Below are 18,023 nucleotides of genomic sequence, written 5' to 3' on the forward strand. Positions count from 1 at the left end.
AAGATCTTACTCCTGAGTCTCTTCCTATATTTTTATATAAAGTCATATTAAATTTGTTTATTTTTTATTATCAATTTTGATTAGCTCCATAACCATTTTCTCTTTCCCATCTTAAGGCGGCTTGTCTTGTTGTTTTTCTTCCAACTTGGAGTATATGACCATTTTTCCAATACAATCTTCCTCCATTATACAAACTCCACTTTCCAGAGTTTCTATGCTCTATTTCTCTTCTTACTAAATTATTTGTAATTCCTCCATGAACTATTACATTACCAACTTTGAAGTAATATTTATAAGTATCATTCATAACCTGTATTTTTAAGTTTAATAGTTCAAACTTAACCTGATTATGAATCAATCACTTGTGGAAATCCACGGTAAGAAAAAATAAAGTTGAAAAACTTTAAATAAGATCTAAACTCTGTGCTAGATAAATAAGTTGTGAAGTTGTATTTGCGTTGAAGTTGTCACGAAGTTTACTTAAACGATCCTCAACGGAACGTCTACTATTTGGTGTAATATTTTTTGATTTAAAATAATCAGCAATGGCATCTTGTTTTAAACCGCGAGCTACTAATTGTAGTAATTGTTTCTCATAATCATCCAACTGAAAAACATTTTTATTTTGTAACGTTGCATTAGAAACTGGACATAAATAAGTTTGCTCATTCTGAACAGCTTCTATCGCTTTTAGAAGTTCTTTAGTTCCGTTTAATCCTTTACAGACATAACTATCAATACCTATTTCACTCATTAGATATTTGATGATACTTTGTTGATTATTTACCGAAAACGCAATAATTTTTATGGTTGGTTGTATTTTTTTTACTTCAGTAATGAGTGATTCCCCTGTAGTGATTTTAGGATTAGATGTATTAATATCAAAAGACAAATCACTGATTAATGCATCAAAAGGTTCTTTTTCATAAATCCCTTTCTTTATTTTTAAAAACGCATTATCACAGGACTGAGACGACTCTACTGTCTCTATACCTAATTCTTTGAGTTTATAAACTAATCCTATGTTATTACTTTCTGTATCCTCTGCAACTAAAACTTTTTTAAATTTCATAAACTAAACTATTGGATAAATCGTATTTCTGCTTTAAATCCATTATCAGGACTCGTATCAAAAGTAATAGTTCCGTTCATCTCTTCGATGCGGTTTTCCACATTACCCAAACCATTTTTTACTGAAAGTTGTTCTCTTGTCGCACCTTTTCCATTATCAACATACTTGATAATGATTTGTTTTTTAATTTTTGTAAAGGTTACTCCAACTAAAGTAGCTTTGCTATGCTTTTTCATGTTTGTAAGTAACTCTTGTAGTACCCTATATACTTGTTCCTTTTTTAGTTTAGATACGGCATCCCAAAAATCGGAAGTAACCTCTTTAGTCACAATTTTAGTAGTTTCGCTACCATAAGAATTTAATAATGATAATAATTCATCATGATACCCTTTGTCTGTATGTATAGAAGTATATCTTTTAGAAATATCTCTAGCTTTTTCATAAATACCGTTCAAATCATTTAATATTTGCATACCTTCTTTTTCTAATAACGAAGCTGGATTCATCTGTAATTGGTTCATTAAATAGAAAATATCATTCCCTAATTCATCATGTACTTTTTTGGAAAAATTACGTTCAGTTTTGTGAACTTGTTCAATTGTGTGTCGTTTGTTGCGGTTTCGTTGAAGTATTATAAGTAAAATAGAAATCACAAATATAAATCCACCTAGGAACGCATATATTAGAGCTTTACGCTCTTGTTTCTTTTTCTCTAATTTTTCTTTCAATATTGCACTTTCAAACTTTTTAGAACTATCATATTGTAACATTGCGTATTTATTACTCTCGAAAGATTTTATTCTATATAGACTGTCACTTAATTTTTTATATTCTCTAACCTTAGGATCTATATTAAATTCAATTAACATACCTAGTGCTTTCTCTCTAACATCAGGTGTTTTAATTTTTAAACTAAGATCATAAGCTTTGTCTGCATAAAGTTTTGATAGTGAATCATTTTTTTGATTTTTATAGTATTTCATCAGCTTTTGATAACTAGCAAAAATTTCAGTATTGGTTCCTACTTCCTGACGAAGTTTTAACCCTTTCTTTATAAATTTTAATCCTAAAGCAGTACTATCTAGTTTAGTATAGATGAATCCTAAGTTATCTAGTATTCTAGCTTGCTCAAGTGTATCTTTAAACCTTGGAAAAAGATGATATGCGCTTAATAGTTCTTGTTTAGCTTTTTGTATTTCTTCAAAATCTCTATAGATATTAGACTTATTATTAAAAATGATTGCGCTGTCTTGTGCTGATCTTGCCTTTTCTAATGCTCTATCATATAATTCAATTGCTTTTTCTTGATTCTTTTGTTCTCTGTAAATATTACCTAATAAATTTAGGACTGATCGTTGATATTGTGTTTTATAATTTGAGTTAGGAAGTAAATCAATTTCTTTTAAGATAGATACTAAGAGGTTTTCTGCTTCTATGTAATCACCCATATTTTTCTCAATACTTGCAAGATTGTACTTAAAATAAAGCACATAGGGATCATCTACTTTTGTAGTTTCAAGTTTTGCTTCAAAAAAGACTTTTGCTCTTTTTAACTCTTCAACAGTTTTAAAATTTTGAACTTTATCAACATAATAAGGAATGCTATCTGTACTATTCTGCCCAATTATTTTTTCATTTCCTAGAAAGAAAAAGCATACTATGAGAACAAAAAAGAGGAATGAATTTGTATTATTTTTCATTCCTCTAAAATACTAAAATTATTATATGAATTAATTTCCTAATCCATCTCCTGGCGGTGGCGGTGGCGGAGGTGGTGGTATTTCGCCCTCATCACCGCAGCATGCTTGTATTACATCTGTTTCGTTTAATGCTTCTGGTGTGCATGATTGAAATCCTATAATGTGGAAAACCACGAGCGCAACTAAATATATTTTCTTCATTTTGTTTTGTTTAAAAAATTGATACTAGTGTGGCTGTCCGAAGTTGTTGTTCAGATATGTATTGCAGACAAACCGCACGTTAAAAAATGAGGAGACGTCTCTCCGATTTTCGGGAAGTAGAAGATTGAAAACTAAAGAAGTGTGCAAACTTCCCTTAGCAATACAATTTTAGTTCTCAGCTTCATTTTGAGTTTAATCCGCAAACCTTATTGCGGGTAAGGTCATCTTTAAACTCTGAAGCAAATGAACAAACAAAATGAAGGAAAACAGTCAACACAAATTGCTCAATATGTAGTCAATTATGTATAAACATTGATGAAGATATTATGTGTAATTCATGTTGGACTTATGATAAACACTAACACCAACTTTTATGATAAAAAAACTATTCTTAGAAGCTTTTAAAAAAGCAGAACAGCACAGCGGAAGGAAAACTAAAAATGGAATAGCTACGTATCTAGAGCAAATATTTGAAGAACAATTAGGTTTTAGAGTGAATAGGATTACGTTTTCTCGTTACTATGAACAATTCATTGAAAACAAAGGAAATCAGGCTGCAAATCCTAAAACAGATTTGTTAAATCAAACTGCAAAATATTTAGGCTTTGATAATTATGAAGACTTTGTAAAGAAGAGTCAAATACAGCAACCTACTACTATTACCATAGATGACAATGATAATTCGACAACTATTAGTATTCTAAAAAAATATAAATATTATATGATTGTTGTATTTGCATTGATAACAACCTATACTGGTTTTGAGATTACTGGACAACGGTGGATGGTTTGGAATGGCACAGAATATATAAAAGTAGATTTTGATCTAGATAAATATGATTTTAAACAACTAAAACGTTATGATGAAGATTTATACAAACATTTCAAAAAAGTAACTGTTGACTGCGATACTACGAAGTTTTATAAATCTGATGGTTCTGTAAATATTTGGTACGGTAAAAATTATAAAAAAGAACTACAATATTTTACATATCACGGCTTACATCCTGAAACAGGAAAGTCCCTCAAACACATAACAAATTATATGATTGAAAATCATATATGTACTACAGATTCTATCACTAACATCAATCAATAATCATAACACTTAGATAATGACAAAAAAGAAAAATGGAAAAGGTTGTCTTATTGTAATTGGACTAATTTTTATACTTAGTATTATTGGAAATCTTATTTCAAAGCCACAAAATGAAATATACGCAGATGCTTCCTTAAAATATAGATTAAGTGAATATAAAGAAGCTTTAGAACTTATTAATGAAATAATAGAAAGAGACAGCACTAATACAGAATATTATGAACTTCGTGGAAAGATTCTGTATGAATTGCAAGATACACTACATAGTGAAGAAGACTTCAAACGAACTTTAACATTTGCTAAGACTGACTCTGTAAAAAATATTCGAATAAAAGAATTAATAAATTGGGATATACAACATGATCAAAAAGAAAAAGCTAAAGAGTTATTGAAAGAAGAAGTAAAACTTTATAAAAACGATTCTATAAAACATATAGAAATTATGGAATATGCTGCCGAAAAATATTTAGTTATCGGCGACACATTAGAAACTATTCATCTATATAGGCAATTAAGTAATGAATATAAGAAAATAGGGCGATTTAATAATCGGATTGGTATTTTATATTCAATAATGCACAAAAATAAAAACGCATTAGCTGAATTTAAGAAAGCAGTCAAAGCAGAGCCAAACAATGATCTTTTCTTATATAATCTTGGAATTTCTTACTTAAACTTACTCAATAAAAGAAAAGCAAAGTTGTATTTCAAAAAATCGATGGAATTAGGTAATGAAGAAGCCTGCCGTGAATACAGAGAACTCACAGCTAAAACAAGATATTATCAGCGGACTAAATGTTGTGACGGTACAACCAGTTCTGCTTCAGGAAGAGGCGCATGCTCTCATCATAGCGGAGTATGCGGAATCGTTAATATTCCATATAAAGTCTACACGATAGAATGCAATTAAAACTTGAAATCATTAATCTTAAAAACATTATAAACATGAAAAAAATAATTGGAATCATACTAACAATCGTAAGCTTTTTAATGAATTCTTATGGAGTACTGCTATTAGCTGTCTCGGAATTTGATAATATGAAGGCTTTTCAGAAAAATGAATTAAAAACTGCTGGTTTTTTAGTATTACTTATAAGCATCGCTCTTTTTATTGTTGGTTTATTTCTTATTGCTTCAAAGTCAAGAAAATATAGAAAAATGGAGATGGAGCTATCAAACTTGAAATTCACACAAGGAAAAGAGCTTTGATATATTGATTAACTATTGAATAATAAAAATAGGAATTATGTCAGTTCAAAAACTAAAATACACTTATGTAATTTTTAAGTAGTTATTTAATTCCTAATAAATTAGAGGTTTTTTGAAGTTTTATCTATATTTTTGAGCCGTATTATTAATCAATAAAGAATACACAAACGAATACGTTTCACCTGTTCCTGAATTACAATATTAATCACAAATATTTAATTATCAGCTCATTGTGGTTTCTTAATTAAAACAGGAATAGCTGAAAGCCTGACCTTGTGTATGCTGCACGGAGTGAAAGCTTCACACTAGGAAACGCTCATAAAAAAATCCGCTACTGAGAGCGGATTTTGAAGTATGTGTTTTACCTAGAAAGTTCTGTAAAATATTTATAAAACAATGGAATCGTTTCAATTCCTTTGAGATAGTTGAAAATTCCAAAATGTTCATTAGGTGAATGAATAGCATCACTATTTAAACCAAATCCCATTAAAATTGTTTTACTTTTTAATTCTTTTTCAAAGAGTGAAACAATAGGAATACTTCCTCCAGAACGTTGCGGAATGGCAGGAACACCAAAGGTATCTTCGTAAGCTTTACTAGCTGCCTGATATCCGATATTATCAATTGGTGTTACATATCCTTGTCCGCCATGATGAGGTGTTACTTTTACTGTGACACCAGCAGGAGCAATATTTTCAAAATGTGTTTTAAATAATTCTGTGATTTCTTTCCATTCTTGATTTGGAACTAAGCGCATCGAAATTTTTGCATATGCTTTACTAGCAATAACCGTTTTAGCACCTTCGCCAGTATATCCGCCCCAAATTCCATTTACATCAAGTGTAGGGCGAATAGAGTTACGTTCGTTAGTAGTATAACCAGTTTCACCGTAAACTGCATCAATATCTAAGGCATTTTTATATGCTTCTAAAGAAAAAGGCGCTTTTGCCATTTCTGCACGTTCTGCAGCAGATAATTCTTCTACTTTGTCGTAAAAACCAGGAATTGTGATGTGATTGTTTTCGTCATGTAATGAAGCAATCATTTTAGATAATATATTAATTGGATTTGCTACAGCGCCACCATACAATCCAGAGTGTAAATCTCGATTTGGACCCGTAACTTCAACTTCTACATAACTTAATCCACGTAAGCCCGTAGTGATAGAAGGTTGCGTATTACTAATCATTCCTGTATCAGAAATTAAGATTACATCATTGGCAAGTTTCTCTTGATTGCGTTCTACAAACCAAGCAAGACTTTCAGAACCAACTTCTTCTTCACCTTCAATCATAAACTTTACGTTACAAGGCAATTGGTCAGTTTCGTTCATTAACTCCAATGCTTTAACATGCATGTACATTTGTCCTTTATCATCACAAGCTCCGCGAGCAAAAATAGCGCCTTCTGGATGAATATCTGTTTTTTTGATAATAGGTTCAAAAGGACCGCTTTCCCAAAGTTCTAATGGATCTGGCGGTTGTACATCATAATGTCCATACACTAAAACAGTAGGTAAGTCGTCAGAAATATGTTTATGTCCATATACGATAGGATATCCTGGAGTTTCGCAAATTTCGACATGATCACAACCAGCTTTTTCTAAACTAGCTTTAATTGCTGCTGAAGTGTCAATAACATCTTGAGTATAAGCAGGATCAGCACTGATTGATGGGATTTTTAAAAGTTCGATGAGTTCATCTATGAAACGATTTTTATGTGTTTCAACATAAGATTTTATAGTATTCATGAAGTATATTGAATTTATCTAGATACTCAAAAGTACTAAAAAAAGAAGTAAAAATAAGCGTCACTTGCTTTGAATATTAAAAATCTTCTTTATATTTGCAGCCACATTTGCGGGTGTGGTGAAATTGGTAGACACGCTAGACTTAGGATCTAGTGCCTAACAGCGTGAAGGTTCGAGTCCTTTCACCCGCACAGAAACTAAAAGCTGAGATTTAAGAATCTTGGCTTTTTTTATTGTTCTTCTATTAGCATTCTAAAACAAACTTTCTATGAAGGAATCGTAATATATAAATATCGATTACTACAAGAGGTATTTTTCCCTAGATATATAAATTACGAGTATTACTGTTTTTCTTGAATATGTTGATTTTATAGTTTCGAGTTATTATTAAATCAAAAACTTATATATCATGAAAAGACAAAACGCTAAAGGTTTATCATTAAACAAGAAATCAATATCTAATTTGGAAAGCTTTAAAGCAGGTTTATCAAGAGACACAAACGATTGTCCAGATACAATGACTTGTCCATTATGGTCGTGTGCTAATTGTACAGATCTTACAAATGATACTTGTAGAAATTACTGCAATAGTGAAAAATAGTTATATCTAAAGTGTCAATGAATTATTGATGCTAAAAGAAAAGAACGGACTTCGGTCCGTTTTTTTTATGAAGTATAAGTTTGTGGAATGTTTTCAGGATTTTAAGCTAATTGCAAAGAGCATTTTTTAATTTTTTACATAGTGAAGATATTTTAAATAACTGATAAAGAGGTGGTTTTACGGTTATACCGTAATTTTGTTTAACTTTTTATGGATATATTTAAACAGATTAACCAAAAATTTAAGATTATGAAAAAAGTTACTTTTATTTTCGCATTACTTTTTAGTGTATTTGCATTAGGACAAAATGAATCTTCTGGTCCTGTAGCAACAAGTATTACAACTCCAGCTCCATTAACAGGAGAAACGTTTAGATTTGGCCCTGGCTTGGTCACGCAATTAGACGCTGGAAGTGCTTTTGACTTTAATGCGAGTCAATGGTTTTCTATTGGTAGATTGAGTACTGGAAGCCAAAATGTTTTTGGACTTCGTTTTCAGTTAAAAAACAGAGCATTGACAATGGGATATCAAGATACAGGTGATATCAACCCAAGAATTCAGTGGATCGGTGATTCTTTTGCTTCAGGAACTGACTTAGAATTTAGAGTTGCAAATAGTTTTATTTCGACAAATTCTACGTTGGTTGCAACAATGACGAATGATGGTAGAACATTTTTTGGAACTCCATTAACTGTAAATTCTACAAAAATAGGTGTCGATTATACAGACGTAGGAAGTAATCGTACAGGTGTGACGGCAGAAAATAACTCAACTTCAAGCGGTTTTGTTACGGGATTTAAATCTACTAATAATTTTTCATGTTACATTAAAAACGGCTTAGATGTTCGTAGTAGTGGCGGTGCTTATGCGGATACAGGAGTTAACATTAGAATAAATGATGCATTCCAAAGCTATGGGTTAAGTGCATTTGTTACAGGAAGTGCTACGGGAAGTACGTATGGTGTACGAGGAATCATTTCTACAGGAGCTACGAGTGCTAGACCGACTGGTTTCGGAGCAGGTATATATGGAAGCGCATCCACATCTACAAATAGATATGCAGGATACTTTAATGGTAATGTTTTTGTAACAGGAACATTTACAGTTTCAGATAAACAATTAAAAGAAAATATTAAAGATGAGGAAAACGTTTTAGATAAGATATCACAATTAGATGCAGTTACATATACATTTAAGCAAAATGACGAATTAAATCTTCCACAAGGATTACAACATGGATTCTTGGCGCAAAATCTCGAAGAAGTTTTTCCAGAATTGGTAACTACAATCAATAAGCCAATTTTTGATAAAGAAAACAAACAAACTGGTACATATGATTATAAAGCGGTTAACTATGTTGGAATGATTTCTGTATTGACTTCAAGTTTGAAAGAAATGAATGAAAAAGTAACTTCTTTACAAACAGAACTAGAAGAATTAAAAAGAGAGAACTTGGCTAAGAAAGAAGATGATATCAAAGAAATTGGTTTCTCAATGGAACAGAACAGACCAAATCCTTTTACAGATCAAACAACGATTAATTACACGTTGCCAGAAAATGCAAAAGCAACGATCTCGGTTTTTGATCTTTCAGGGAAATTTGTGAGAGATTATCAATTATCAAGTCAAAAAGGACAGGTAATTATAAGTTCAAATGAAATAGGAAAAGGAATGTTTATTTACAGCTTAGTTTCCAATGGAGAAATCATGGTTTCTAAGAAAATGATAGTAAAGTAAATTTACAGACTTAAAAATTAGCATATAAAAAAAGCTTCTCCATTGGAGAAGCTTTTTATGGTATTTACATAAAAATCTTAGTGATTTCCTTTAGCCTTTTCTTTTAAGTCTTTAGCAGCTTTCTTTGCATCTTCTACTGTTTTGTTAGCAGCATCTTTTGCATTATTAGCAGCCTTTTTAGCTTCTTCTTTTGCGTCGTTGGCCATGTCTTTTGCTCCGTCTACTGCATCATTTGCAGCTTTCTTTGCAGAATCAACAGCATCGTTTGCAGCGTCTTTTACGTTATTTGCAGCATTGTTAGCAGCATCTTTTACGTCGTTTGCAGCGTCTTTAGTAGCATCAACTGCATTATTAGCAGCATCTTTTACATCATTCGCAACATCATTCGCAGTGTCTTTTACATCTTTTACTGCTTGTTCAGTTTTATCTGCAGCTTTTTCACCTTCTTTTTTTACTTCTTCACAAGAAGTCATTCCGAACGCTAAAGCAACAACTAAAGCAGCTTTTAAAATTACTTTTTTCATCTGTTTGTCTATTTATTGTTAATTGTATTGACAATGTTAAGGTTTCTTTTACGGATTCACAAAGAATGTTTTAACATCTTTTTAACATTCTATAAAATTATCATTTTAATAGATAAAAGGTGTTTTTTTGAAAAATTTTTATCGTTGGGAAAGATATTTCATGATTATTACACTGGCATTTCCGTTTGCGTGAACGTAATCATGATTAATTTTGCTTGTAGTAGCTTTAAAATCAGTGTCTTTTAACAGTCGATTTGTTGTTTCTTTGAATTCAACTTCAGAAGTAACCGAAAGTACGCCACCAAGTTGTACCAAATCTTCAGCTTCTTTAAAACCTGAGTAGTGTTTGCCAATAACTACAGGAATTCCAAAAACAGCTGGTTCTAAGGTATTGTGTAATCCAGTACTTCCCATACCGCCGCCAACATATGCAATATCAGCATAACTGTATACTTTTGTTAAAATTCCAATAGTGTCCACAATAAAAACATCAAATTGACTTAAATCCGGCTGTTTTTCCATTTCAGAAAACAGCACAGTAGGCTTGTGAATACGATTTTTTAATTTTTCAATTTCTTGAGATTTTATATTGTGAGGTGCAATAATGTACTTACAGTTTTCGGTAGAAGCATTAATAAACGGAACAAAAATAGCTTCATCTTCTTGCCAACTACTTCCAATAACAATACAAGGTGTGTTATCTTTGAAAGTTTCTATAAAAGGTAGTGAATTATCACGGTCTAAAATTTCTAAAACTCTATCAAAACGTGTGTCTCCACTAATAGTTACATTTGAGTAATTGATATCATTTAAAAGTTTTTTTGAAGCTTCATCTTGGACGAAAATATGATAAAACGCATGCAATGATTTTCGCATCCAACCGCCATACCATCTAAAAAATGCTTGCGAAGATCTGAAAATAGTAGAAATGGAAATGGTGTGAATATTTTGTTTTTTTAGAGCAGCTAAATAGTTTGGCCAAAACTCATACTTTACAAAAATAACTAACTCAGGATGTGTAAGTTTTAGAAACTTTTGAGCATTTGCCTTAGTATCTAAAGGTAAGTATGTAACAATATCTGCAACACCACTATCTTTCTTAACTTCATAACCAGAAGGAGAAAAAAAAGTGAGTAAAAATGTGTGATCAGGATACTCTTTTTTTAAAGCTTCTAAAACAGGCAATCCTTGTTCGTATTCACCTAGAGAAGCTGTGTGGAACCAAATCACCTTATCGTTGGCTGAAATTTGATTTGCTAAGGTTTTAAAAACAGTCTTTCTTCCTGAAACAAAAAGTCCAATTTTGGTGTTAAACAATGCGATGATTTTAAGAAAAAAACCTGTAATGTGAACCAATATGTTGTAGATAAAATACAAAAGCAATGAGTTTGTTGCTAAAATACATTCTTTCCCTTAAATTCATTGGGTATCGTTGTACAATTTTGTAATATTGTTAGAACAAAAGAAAGATACGAATGAAGAAAATCCAAATGGTCGACCTGAAAGGTCAATATGCAAAAATAAAAGACCAAGTTGATCAATCCGTATTAGATGTTATTGCATCTTCAGCATTCATAAACGGACCCGAAGTACACGCATTTCAAAAAGAGTTAGAAGAATATTTAGACGTAAAGCATGTAATTCCTTGTGCCAATGGAACTGATGCATTGCAAATTGCAATGATGGGACTTGGTTTGAAACCAGGAGATGAAGTTATTACTGCCGATTTTACCTTTGCAGCAACTGTTGAGGTAATTGCCTTATTACAATTAACTCCAGTACTGGTTGATGTAGAAAAAGATTCATTTAATATTGATCCAGAAGCGATCCGTAAAGCAATCACACCAAAAACAAAAGCGATTGTTCCTGTACATTTGTTTGGGCAATGCGCTAATATGGATGCGATTTTAGAGATTGCAAAAGAACATAATTTATATGTCATAGAAGATAACGCGCAAGCTATTGGAGCCGATTATACATTTGCAGATGGTAGCAAGAAAAAAGCAGGAGGAATTGGTCATGTGGCTTCTACATCTTTTTTTCCATCTAAAAACTTAGGTTGCTATGGAGATGGAGGCGCAATTTTTACAAATGACGATGATTTAGCACATACTATCAGAGGAATTGTAAACCATGGAATGTACAAACGTTACCATCATGATGTTGTTGGAGTAAATTCTCGTTTAGATTCTATTCAAGCAACAATATTAAGAGCAAAACTTCCAAACTTAGATGCATACAATGCTGCACGTCAAATAGCAGCACATAAATATACCCAAGCATTAAAGGGTAATGATAAAATTATTACACCCAAAACAACAAAACTGTGTGGAAGTCCAGATAAAGGCGATTGCAGTTGTCATGTATATCATCAATATACATTACGTGTAATTGATGTAGATAGAGACGCTTTAGCCAAACATTTAAACGAAAATGGAATCCCTTGTGGAGTTTATTACCCAATTCCTTTGCATGCCCAAAAAGCTTACAAAGATGAGCGTTATAATGAAGCAGATTTCCCTGTGACAAATCAGTTGATAAACGAAGTAATTTCATTACCAATGCACACAGAATTGGATGATGAGCAAATTGTATTCATCACAAAAACGATATTAGATTTCGTTAACGGATAAATTTAATATTCTCGAATTTTTAAAGGTTGAAAAAAATAGTAGTAACTGGCGGATTAGGTTATATTGGCTCTCACACTGTGGTAGAGTTGCAATTAGCTGGATTTGAAGTAGTGATTATTGACAATCTATCCAATACTTCCGAAAATGTATTGCAAGGAATAAAGACAATCACGGGAATCATGCCAGATTTCGAAAAACTAGATTTACGCGACAAACAAGCAACGATTTTATTTTTTCAAAAACATCAAGATATTGAAGGCATCATTCACTTTGCCGCAAGTAAAGCAGTAGGAGAAAGTGTGAAAAATCCGTTGTTATATTATGAAAATAATATATCAACTTTAATCACGGTTTTACAGCAAATTCAGGACAAAGAAAATATATCGTTTATTTTTAGTTCTTCTTGCACCGTGTATGGTCAGGCAGAAACAATGCCGATTTCAGAAAATGCTCCAATTCAACAAGCATTTTCGCCGTATGGAAACACGAAACAAATAGGTGAAGAAATATTGCAGGATACTGCTAAAATTGCCAAAGGTTTACAAGTCATTTCATTGCGATATTTTAATCCGATTGGCGCACATGAAAGTACTGAAATTGGTGAATTGCCAGATGGAGTTCCGCAAAATTTAGTTCCTTTTATTACGCAGACTGCAATTGGCTTACGAAAAGAATTATCAGTATTTGGAAACGATTACCCTACAGAAGATGGTACTTGTATTCGTGATTATATTCATGTAGTTGATCTGGCGAAAGCACACGTAATAGCACTCAAAAGGTTAATCCAAAACAACCATGAAACTTCATTTGAAGTATTCAATATTGGTACAGGAACAGGAAGTTCGGTATTGGAAGTGATAGAAAGTTTTGAACGTGTCAGTCAGCAGCCATTAAACTATAGAGTAGTAAAAAGGAGAGAAGGCGATGTAATTTCTGCTTATGCTGATACGACCAAAGCGAATACTATTTTAGGTTGGAAAGCAACTTCTACATTAGATGAAGCCATGCTTTCAGCTTGGAAATGGGAGCAGAAGATTAGAAAAGCCAAATAAACTAGCTATAAATTCAAGCAAATAAAAAGAGTCGTAAATCTTTAATTCACGGCTCTTTTTTTATGTTCTATTGTTAACTTAGAATGGAAGTGGACAATTCCATGGTAAATCTGATGGGCAAATCCAAGCTGTAGGACAAGCGTCAATAACAGAAGTACATGTATTTGTAAGTTTAATTCCTCCTTTGATGTTTTCTTGTCCTAATTTTGAAATTGAATTTTTGCGAAGTTTTAATGATGTTACATTTCTTTTTTTCATGATATAAAGTTTTTTGGTTAAAAAATATTGAGTAAACTCAAGAATATCAGTAAATTAAAAAAAAACTAACAAGAAATATTTACGGGTTTGCCTTACTTAGTTTATTTAGTTTTAACAAAAGAAAAATTTAACTTTATATAAAAATAAAGCTAGTTTTGTCGTGTTAAAAATAAATTTTAAAAGCAATCATTTTTTTGATTGAAAATGATGTAAGTATTTAAAGATTAATACGACAAATACCAAAACCAACCGATGAATATATACCAAAAGTGGTGTTACCATAAGGCTGAAATTAAACTAAACAGGTTAACTAAGTTTTATAAAAAAGGCGAAACGATTCTTGATATAGGAAGTGGTAATTGCGCATTAAATATGCAACTTCGTAACGCTGGATATGATATCACAGGTTTGGATATTTCAAATAAATCTGCTTTCAAAGAGGTAACGCCCATTATTTATGATGGAACTACATTGCCTTTTGAAGATAATGCTTTTGATGTCGTACAAATAATCACTGTTTTACATCACATCAAAAATCCAGAAATCACAGTAAAAGAAGCAAAAAGGGTTGGTAAAAAAGTTATTATCATGGAGGATATCTATGAAAATACTTTTCAAAAATATGTCACCTACATTGCGGATAGTATCAATAATTGGGAATTTATTGGGCATCCGCACACTAATATGAATGATAAAGAATGGAAGGAAGTTTTTGACCGCAACGGCCTTCATATTGAAGAAAGTGAATATTATGATTTTCTTCTCTTTTTCAAACAAGTAACATATTTATTAACCAAATAAAAACTTTTACATGAAAACAAGTAATTTATTTTTAACATTATCGGCGATAGCAATGCTATTTTCGATAGAAATCAATGCTCAACAGTGGACAGGTACGTCAACATCAACAGGTGAACTTTACAGGACAGGACGAACGGGAATAGGAATCGTAAATCCTCCGAATGACACACAATTGTATGTGAGAGCCAACAATTTGAAGGTTGGAATTGTATCTGAAACGACACACACTACAGATTTCCAATTTGGAGTACTAAGTGCTGTAAATCGAGCCAACACAAAAGCCTTTGCTGTATTATTTGATCCACCAGGATCGGCAGGATATAGCGATACATTTGTTGTTTTTGGCGATGGTAGAGTACGAGCTACAGAAGTACGCGTAAAAACGCCAATTTTTCCAGATTATGTTTTTGAAAGTGATTATAACTTAATGTCACTCTCTGAAGTAGACGCCTATATTCAAGAAAATAAGCATTTGCCAAATGTACCAGCTGCAAAAGATATTGTAGAAAATGGTATGGAAGTCGGAAAAATGCAAGTCAAACAAATGGAAAAAATTGAAGAACTATACCTACATGTTATTCAATTAGAAAAAAGAATAAAAGCTTTAGAAGCAGAAAATAAAGAACTAAAAGAGAAGAAATAATTTATGAAAGCTACACTATTTAAAAAGTATACGTACGCTTTCTTATTTCTATTTTCACTATCCTGTTTTTCGCAAAAAACACTTTTTGATACTTCAGCTATGCAAAAAAATGCACAGAGCAAGCAAAGTATAGAAGTGTCTAAAAACTATGCGAAAAAGGAAAACGTACGTACTAGTTATACCAACTTTAGCATAAATAGCGACATTTTTAACGCTGATAAAGTTGTGTTTAAAATTGATGGAAAAACATTCTCTGCATTTTTGCTAGAAAAGAATGTAAGAGGAGAAGACGATTTTACTTGGTTTGGAAAAACTGATGAAGGATTTGGAATATTTTTTACCGTAAAAAATGGAAGAGTTGCTTCCAAATTTTCTGTAGGAGACTATTCTTATACATTAGTTCCTCTAAAAAGAAACGGAGAACATATATTAATAGAATTTAGAGATACTAATGTAGGACGTTGTGGAAATGAAAGAGATTCATATCCTAGAGATGAAGGTCCAATTCGACTTGAAGATGAACGTGGTTTAGCTAAAAACGATAACGATTGTACATTGCGTGTTCTTTTAGCGACGACGCCAACAGCAAGAACGGAAATTGCTGCCGCTGGTTTTGATTTGCCAACATTTGCCCAAGTTATGGTAGATGAAGCGAACTTAGCATACATTACGAGTCAAATAGGAATTACGATGGAATTAGGTGTATTGATTGAAACCAATTACACAGAGTCGTTAGGAAATTCACATCAAACGGATGTGGCTCGATTTAGAAATGGAACGAATGGTTTGAATATAGCGCACACATACAGAAATATCTATCAAACAGATCTTCAAGTATTAATTAGAAGAAATGAACCAGGGATCTTTGGAATTGTATTCGATATTCCGCTAGGGAATTCATACAATCAAGCTAATGGTTATGCAACTGTTGCTGTTGATGGTGTTACAGATGGACGTTTTTCTTTTACACACGAAGTAGGTCACTTGCAAGGAGCACGACATGATAATCACAATGCCAATCCAAGTTACGGTAGAGGTTTTGTATCAGGAACTGGAACGAATGCATGGAGAACAATTATGGCGAGAACTGCAGCTGCTCCTTGTAATCAAGCAAATTCTTGTAGAATTGGTTCGTTCTCTAATCCAAATATAAATGGTCCTGGAGGTGTTGCTTCTGGAAATAACGGGCGAAACAATGCACGTAGATTAAATGAAAGTGCGAATTCAATTAATGCGTACCGCCAAGTACCAACAAATTTATTTTTACAAAGTGAAACTATACAAGACAATTACGTTTCCAATCATTTAGCAAAAACCAGAATTGATACAAATAATAATAATATTTATTATCAAGATGAAAGTGTTGGAACAATGCGTGCTAGTGAAGAAATCGTATTAAGACCAGGAACTTTTATTGAACAAGGTGCTGATTTTAGAGCATATACTGTTAATGATCCTTGTGAAAATCCAGCATTTTTACGTCAAGCAAATACTGATGGAGGACGTATAGAACGTATAGAATCAAATGAATTAGAATTGACACTCTATCCAAATCCGTCTAGTAATACTATCAACGTAAGATTGAGCGAGACATTACAAAATTTTACCGTGGAAATTTATGACTATCAATCAAACGCGCGAGTATTTGTAAACGATTACAAAGAAATTGCTGAAAATGAAGTAACAATTGATGTGAGTAATTTCAAAACCGGCATCTATATCTTACGATTGAGCGGTGAAGGAAATACGGTCATTACGAGTAAATTCGTGAAGAAATAAACCATATGAGAGTCTATTTTTACATCTTGATTGTATCATCATTTTTTATGTTTCAAAACTGCGAAAAGCAACAAATAGAAACTATAGAAGGTCGTTGGGTTGAAACACAACCTGTTGCAAATAGAATTGAATTCTTATTTCAAGCTGAAAATCAACTAGTTCAAAAAACGAACGATAATGAAGCTCGTCGTACATTTACGTATGAAATTTTAGAAGATTCTATTTCTCTTTCATCAAATGAAGCAGATTTAGCAAGACCGATTGTTGTCTTTTTTAAAGTTATAAACGATAGTGAATTACAAATAGGCAATTTCACAATTCAGGGAAACAACGATGAAATTTTACACATGCGTAAATTAGAATAGATTACTCATTAAGTATAAAAAAAGACAGCGATAACATGAATTTGTTATCGCTGTTTTACTTTGTATATATATTCTCTTAAGAGATAGAGACTTCTTTTCGCTTGATAAAAGAAAGAATCAATAATCCTGTTCCGAGCATTACAGAAACATCTGCCATGTTGAAAATTCCTGTTTTAAAAATACCGCCAAGATCAATATGCATAAAATCTGTGACAGAACGATACAAAATACGATCGTATAAATTTCCTATTCCACCACCAATAATACAACACAATCCAAAAATCATATACTTGTCTAAATCTGTGTTTATGATAATCATTCGCAGTATAAAGAAAAGTACAGCAACTGGAAGTATAATTAAAAAAATGCTTTTAAGAATAGGGCTTTCCATCGTAGATAAAAAACCTAAAAAGGCACCTTTGTTTTCTGTTTTTGTTAGAATGACATATTCTCCAATAACAGAAATACTTTCGTGTGTATCAATATGCTTTCGCGCAACAGATTTGGAAACTTGATCGCAACCAACATTGATCAAAATCAATCCAAAAATGAATAGCATTCTAAGCGATCTAGAAATTTTCATGGTAGTTTTGTTTGAT

The 18,023-nt window shown here is 32.1% G+C and carries 20 protein-coding genes and 1 tRNA gene; 12 read left to right on the forward strand and 9 right to left on the reverse strand.

The genetic code is table 11. The annotated features are described in order from the left end of the window. Positions 1-70 precede the first annotated feature (70 nt). The 4 genes from ACOQOS_RS18395 to ACOQOS_RS18410 form a co-directional block, all read right to left on the reverse strand. Positions 71-307, reverse strand: a complete 237-nt coding sequence (locus ACOQOS_RS18395; RefSeq protein WP_420571936.1) for a hypothetical protein — start codon at positions 305-307, stop codon at positions 71-73. A gap of 96 nt (positions 308-403) precedes the next feature. Then, the gene (locus ACOQOS_RS18400; protein WP_420571937.1) at positions 404-1,072 is read right to left on the reverse strand and encodes a response regulator; all 669 of its coding nucleotides are present in this window, start codon (positions 1,070-1,072) and stop codon (positions 404-406) included. 8 nt (positions 1,073-1,080) lie between these two features. Then, the gene (locus tag ACOQOS_RS18405; RefSeq protein WP_420571938.1) at positions 1,081-2,772 is read right to left on the reverse strand and encodes a tetratricopeptide repeat-containing sensor histidine kinase; all 1,692 of its coding nucleotides are present in this window, start codon (positions 2,770-2,772) and stop codon (positions 1,081-1,083) included. A 30-nt stretch (positions 2,773-2,802) separates the two neighbouring features. Beyond that, positions 2,803-2,973 (reverse strand): hypothetical protein, encoded by a 171-nt coding sequence (locus ACOQOS_RS18410; RefSeq protein WP_420571939.1) that lies wholly within the window; start codon positions 2,971-2,973, stop codon positions 2,803-2,805. A 373-nt stretch (positions 2,974-3,346) separates the two neighbouring features. On the opposite strand from ACOQOS_RS18410, the gene ACOQOS_RS18415 reads away from it, so the two are divergent. From ACOQOS_RS18415 to ACOQOS_RS18425, 3 genes are read left to right on the forward strand one after another with little or no spacing between them, the layout of a single operon-like run. Then, on the forward strand, positions 3,347-4,072 hold the full coding sequence (locus ACOQOS_RS18415; protein ID WP_420571940.1) for a hypothetical protein: 726 nt from the start codon (positions 3,347-3,349) through the stop codon (positions 4,070-4,072). Positions 4,073-4,088: 16 nt separating this feature from the next. Further along, entirely contained in the window at positions 4,089-4,982 is an 894-nt protein-coding gene (locus ACOQOS_RS18420; protein ID WP_420571941.1) for a tetratricopeptide repeat protein, read from the forward strand. Between the two features lie 35 nt (positions 4,983-5,017). After that, positions 5,018-5,281 (forward strand): hypothetical protein, encoded by a 264-nt coding sequence (locus tag ACOQOS_RS18425; protein ID WP_420571942.1) that lies wholly within the window; start codon positions 5,018-5,020, stop codon positions 5,279-5,281. A gap of 361 nt (positions 5,282-5,642) precedes the next feature. Here the strand turns inward: ACOQOS_RS18425 and ACOQOS_RS18430 are convergent, their stop codons facing one another. Beyond that, positions 5,643-7,031: a dipeptidase gene (locus ACOQOS_RS18430; RefSeq protein ID WP_420571943.1), complete on the reverse strand. Its 1,389-nt coding sequence runs from the start codon at positions 7,029-7,031 to the stop codon at positions 5,643-5,645. Between the two features lie 109 nt (positions 7,032-7,140). On the opposite strand from ACOQOS_RS18430, the gene ACOQOS_RS18435 reads away from it, so the two are divergent. The 3 genes from ACOQOS_RS18435 (at position 7,141) to ACOQOS_RS18445 (ending at position 9,369) form a co-directional block, all read left to right on the forward strand. Further along, a tRNA-Leu gene (locus tag ACOQOS_RS18435) sits at positions 7,141-7,222 on the forward strand. Between the two features lie 218 nt (positions 7,223-7,440). Next, positions 7,441-7,632, forward strand: a complete 192-nt coding sequence (locus ACOQOS_RS18440) for a hypothetical protein (RefSeq protein ID WP_420571944.1) — start codon at positions 7,441-7,443, stop codon at positions 7,630-7,632. Between the two features lie 249 nt (positions 7,633-7,881). Further along, entirely contained in the window at positions 7,882-9,369 is a 1,488-nt protein-coding gene (locus ACOQOS_RS18445) for a tail fiber domain-containing protein (RefSeq protein ID WP_420571945.1), read from the forward strand. A gap of 77 nt (positions 9,370-9,446) precedes the next feature. On the opposite strand, the gene ACOQOS_RS18450 is transcribed toward ACOQOS_RS18445, so the two are convergent. Together ACOQOS_RS18450 and ACOQOS_RS18455 are read right to left on the reverse strand one after the other, a co-directional pair. Beyond that, positions 9,447-9,893 carry a hypothetical protein gene (locus tag ACOQOS_RS18450; RefSeq protein ID WP_420571946.1) on the reverse strand — a complete coding sequence of 149 codons (447 nt, stop codon included), beginning with the start codon at positions 9,891-9,893 and terminating at the stop codon, positions 9,447-9,449. 138 nt (positions 9,894-10,031) lie between these two features. Next, positions 10,032-11,210 carry a 3-deoxy-D-manno-octulosonic acid transferase gene (locus tag ACOQOS_RS18455; RefSeq protein ID WP_420571947.1) on the reverse strand — a complete coding sequence of 393 codons (1,179 nt, stop codon included), beginning with the start codon at positions 11,208-11,210 and terminating at the stop codon, positions 10,032-10,034. A 158-nt stretch (positions 11,211-11,368) separates the two neighbouring features. Between ACOQOS_RS18455 and ACOQOS_RS18460 the strand changes: the two genes are divergently transcribed. Beyond that, a complete protein-coding gene (locus tag ACOQOS_RS18460; protein ID WP_420571948.1) occupies positions 11,369-12,526 on the forward strand; it encodes a DegT/DnrJ/EryC1/StrS family aminotransferase in 1,158 nt (385 codons plus the stop codon). 26 nt (positions 12,527-12,552) lie between these two features. Beyond that, positions 12,553-13,578 carry a UDP-glucose 4-epimerase GalE gene (galE, locus tag ACOQOS_RS18465; RefSeq protein ID WP_420571949.1) on the forward strand — a complete coding sequence of 342 codons (1,026 nt, stop codon included), beginning with the start codon at positions 12,553-12,555 and terminating at the stop codon, positions 13,576-13,578. A 78-nt stretch (positions 13,579-13,656) separates the two neighbouring features. On the opposite strand, the gene ACOQOS_RS18470 is transcribed toward galE, so the two are convergent. After that, complete coding sequence (locus ACOQOS_RS18470; protein ID WP_420571950.1) at positions 13,657-13,836, reverse strand: hypothetical protein; 180 nt, start codon at positions 13,834-13,836, stop codon at positions 13,657-13,659. 252 nt (positions 13,837-14,088) lie between these two features. Between ACOQOS_RS18470 and ACOQOS_RS18475 the strand changes: the two genes are divergently transcribed. The 4 genes from ACOQOS_RS18475 to ACOQOS_RS18490 are packed head-to-tail and all read left to right on the forward strand — an operon-like array spanning position 14,089 to position 17,424. After that, positions 14,089-14,637 (forward strand): class I SAM-dependent methyltransferase, encoded by a 549-nt coding sequence (locus tag ACOQOS_RS18475; protein ID WP_420571951.1) that lies wholly within the window; start codon positions 14,089-14,091, stop codon positions 14,635-14,637. 10 nt (positions 14,638-14,647) lie between these two features. Then, positions 14,648-15,280, forward strand: a complete 633-nt coding sequence (locus tag ACOQOS_RS18480) for a hypothetical protein (RefSeq protein ID WP_420571952.1) — start codon at positions 14,648-14,650, stop codon at positions 15,278-15,280. Between the two features lie 3 nt (positions 15,281-15,283). After that, complete coding sequence (locus tag ACOQOS_RS18485; RefSeq protein WP_420571953.1) at positions 15,284-17,059, forward strand: zinc-dependent metalloprotease; 1,776 nt, start codon at positions 15,284-15,286, stop codon at positions 17,057-17,059. A 47-nt stretch (positions 17,060-17,106) separates the two neighbouring features. Continuing rightward, a complete protein-coding gene (locus tag ACOQOS_RS18490) occupies positions 17,107-17,424 on the forward strand; it encodes a hypothetical protein (RefSeq protein ID WP_420571954.1) in 318 nt (105 codons plus the stop codon). A gap of 76 nt (positions 17,425-17,500) precedes the next feature. On the opposite strand, the gene lspA is transcribed toward ACOQOS_RS18490, so the two are convergent. Then, positions 17,501-18,007, reverse strand: coding sequence for a signal peptidase II (lspA, locus tag ACOQOS_RS18495; RefSeq protein WP_420571955.1), 507 nt, complete (start codon positions 18,005-18,007; stop codon positions 17,501-17,503). Between the last annotated feature and the right edge of the window lie 16 nt (positions 18,008-18,023).

Origin of the sequence: Kordia sp., assembly GCF_965224175.1 — a bacterium.
Taxonomy (GTDB): domain Bacteria; phylum Bacteroidota; class Bacteroidia; order Flavobacteriales; family Flavobacteriaceae; genus Kordia.

Coding starts and splice junctions, on each gene's coding strand:
- ACOQOS_RS18410 (WP_420571939.1), bottom strand. CDS start 2,973: ATGAAGAAAATATATTTAGTTGCGCTCGTGGTTTTCCACATTATAGGA.
- ACOQOS_RS18470 (WP_420571950.1), bottom strand. CDS start 13,836: ATGAAAAAAAGAAATGTAACATCATTAAAACTTCGCAAAAATTCAATT.
- ACOQOS_RS18420 (WP_420571941.1), top strand. CDS start 4,089: ATGACAAAAAAGAAAAATGGAAAAGGTTGTCTTATTGTAATTGGACTA.
- ACOQOS_RS18450 (WP_420571946.1), bottom strand. CDS start 9,893: ATGAAAAAAGTAATTTTAAAAGCTGCTTTAGTTGTTGCTTTAGCGTTC.
- ACOQOS_RS18415 (WP_420571940.1), top strand. CDS start 3,347: ATGATAAAAAAACTATTCTTAGAAGCTTTTAAAAAAGCAGAACAGCAC.
- ACOQOS_RS18480 (WP_420571952.1), top strand. CDS start 14,648: ATGAAAACAAGTAATTTATTTTTAACATTATCGGCGATAGCAATGCTA.
- ACOQOS_RS18395 (WP_420571936.1), bottom strand. CDS start 307: ATGAATGATACTTATAAATATTACTTCAAAGTTGGTAATGTAATAGTT.
- ACOQOS_RS18430 (WP_420571943.1), bottom strand. CDS start 7,031: ATGAATACTATAAAATCTTATGTTGAAACACATAAAAATCGTTTCATA.
- ACOQOS_RS18400 (WP_420571937.1), bottom strand. CDS start 1,072: ATGAAATTTAAAAAAGTTTTAGTTGCAGAGGATACAGAAAGTAATAAC.
- lspA (WP_420571955.1), bottom strand. CDS start 18,007: ATGAAAATTTCTAGATCGCTTAGAATGCTATTCATTTTTGGATTGATT.
- ACOQOS_RS18440 (WP_420571944.1), top strand. CDS start 7,441: ATGAAAAGACAAAACGCTAAAGGTTTATCATTAAACAAGAAATCAATA.
- ACOQOS_RS18490 (WP_420571954.1), top strand. CDS start 17,107: ATGTTTCAAAACTGCGAAAAGCAACAAATAGAAACTATAGAAGGTCGT.
- ACOQOS_RS18425 (WP_420571942.1), top strand. CDS start 5,018: ATGAAAAAAATAATTGGAATCATACTAACAATCGTAAGCTTTTTAATG.
- ACOQOS_RS18405 (WP_420571938.1), bottom strand. CDS start 2,772: ATGAAAAATAATACAAATTCATTCCTCTTTTTTGTTCTCATAGTATGC.
- ACOQOS_RS18445 (WP_420571945.1), top strand. CDS start 7,882: ATGAAAAAAGTTACTTTTATTTTCGCATTACTTTTTAGTGTATTTGCA.
- ACOQOS_RS18460 (WP_420571948.1), top strand. CDS start 11,369: ATGAAGAAAATCCAAATGGTCGACCTGAAAGGTCAATATGCAAAAATA.
- ACOQOS_RS18485 (WP_420571953.1), top strand. CDS start 15,284: ATGAAAGCTACACTATTTAAAAAGTATACGTACGCTTTCTTATTTCTA.
- ACOQOS_RS18475 (WP_420571951.1), top strand. CDS start 14,089: ATGAATATATACCAAAAGTGGTGTTACCATAAGGCTGAAATTAAACTA.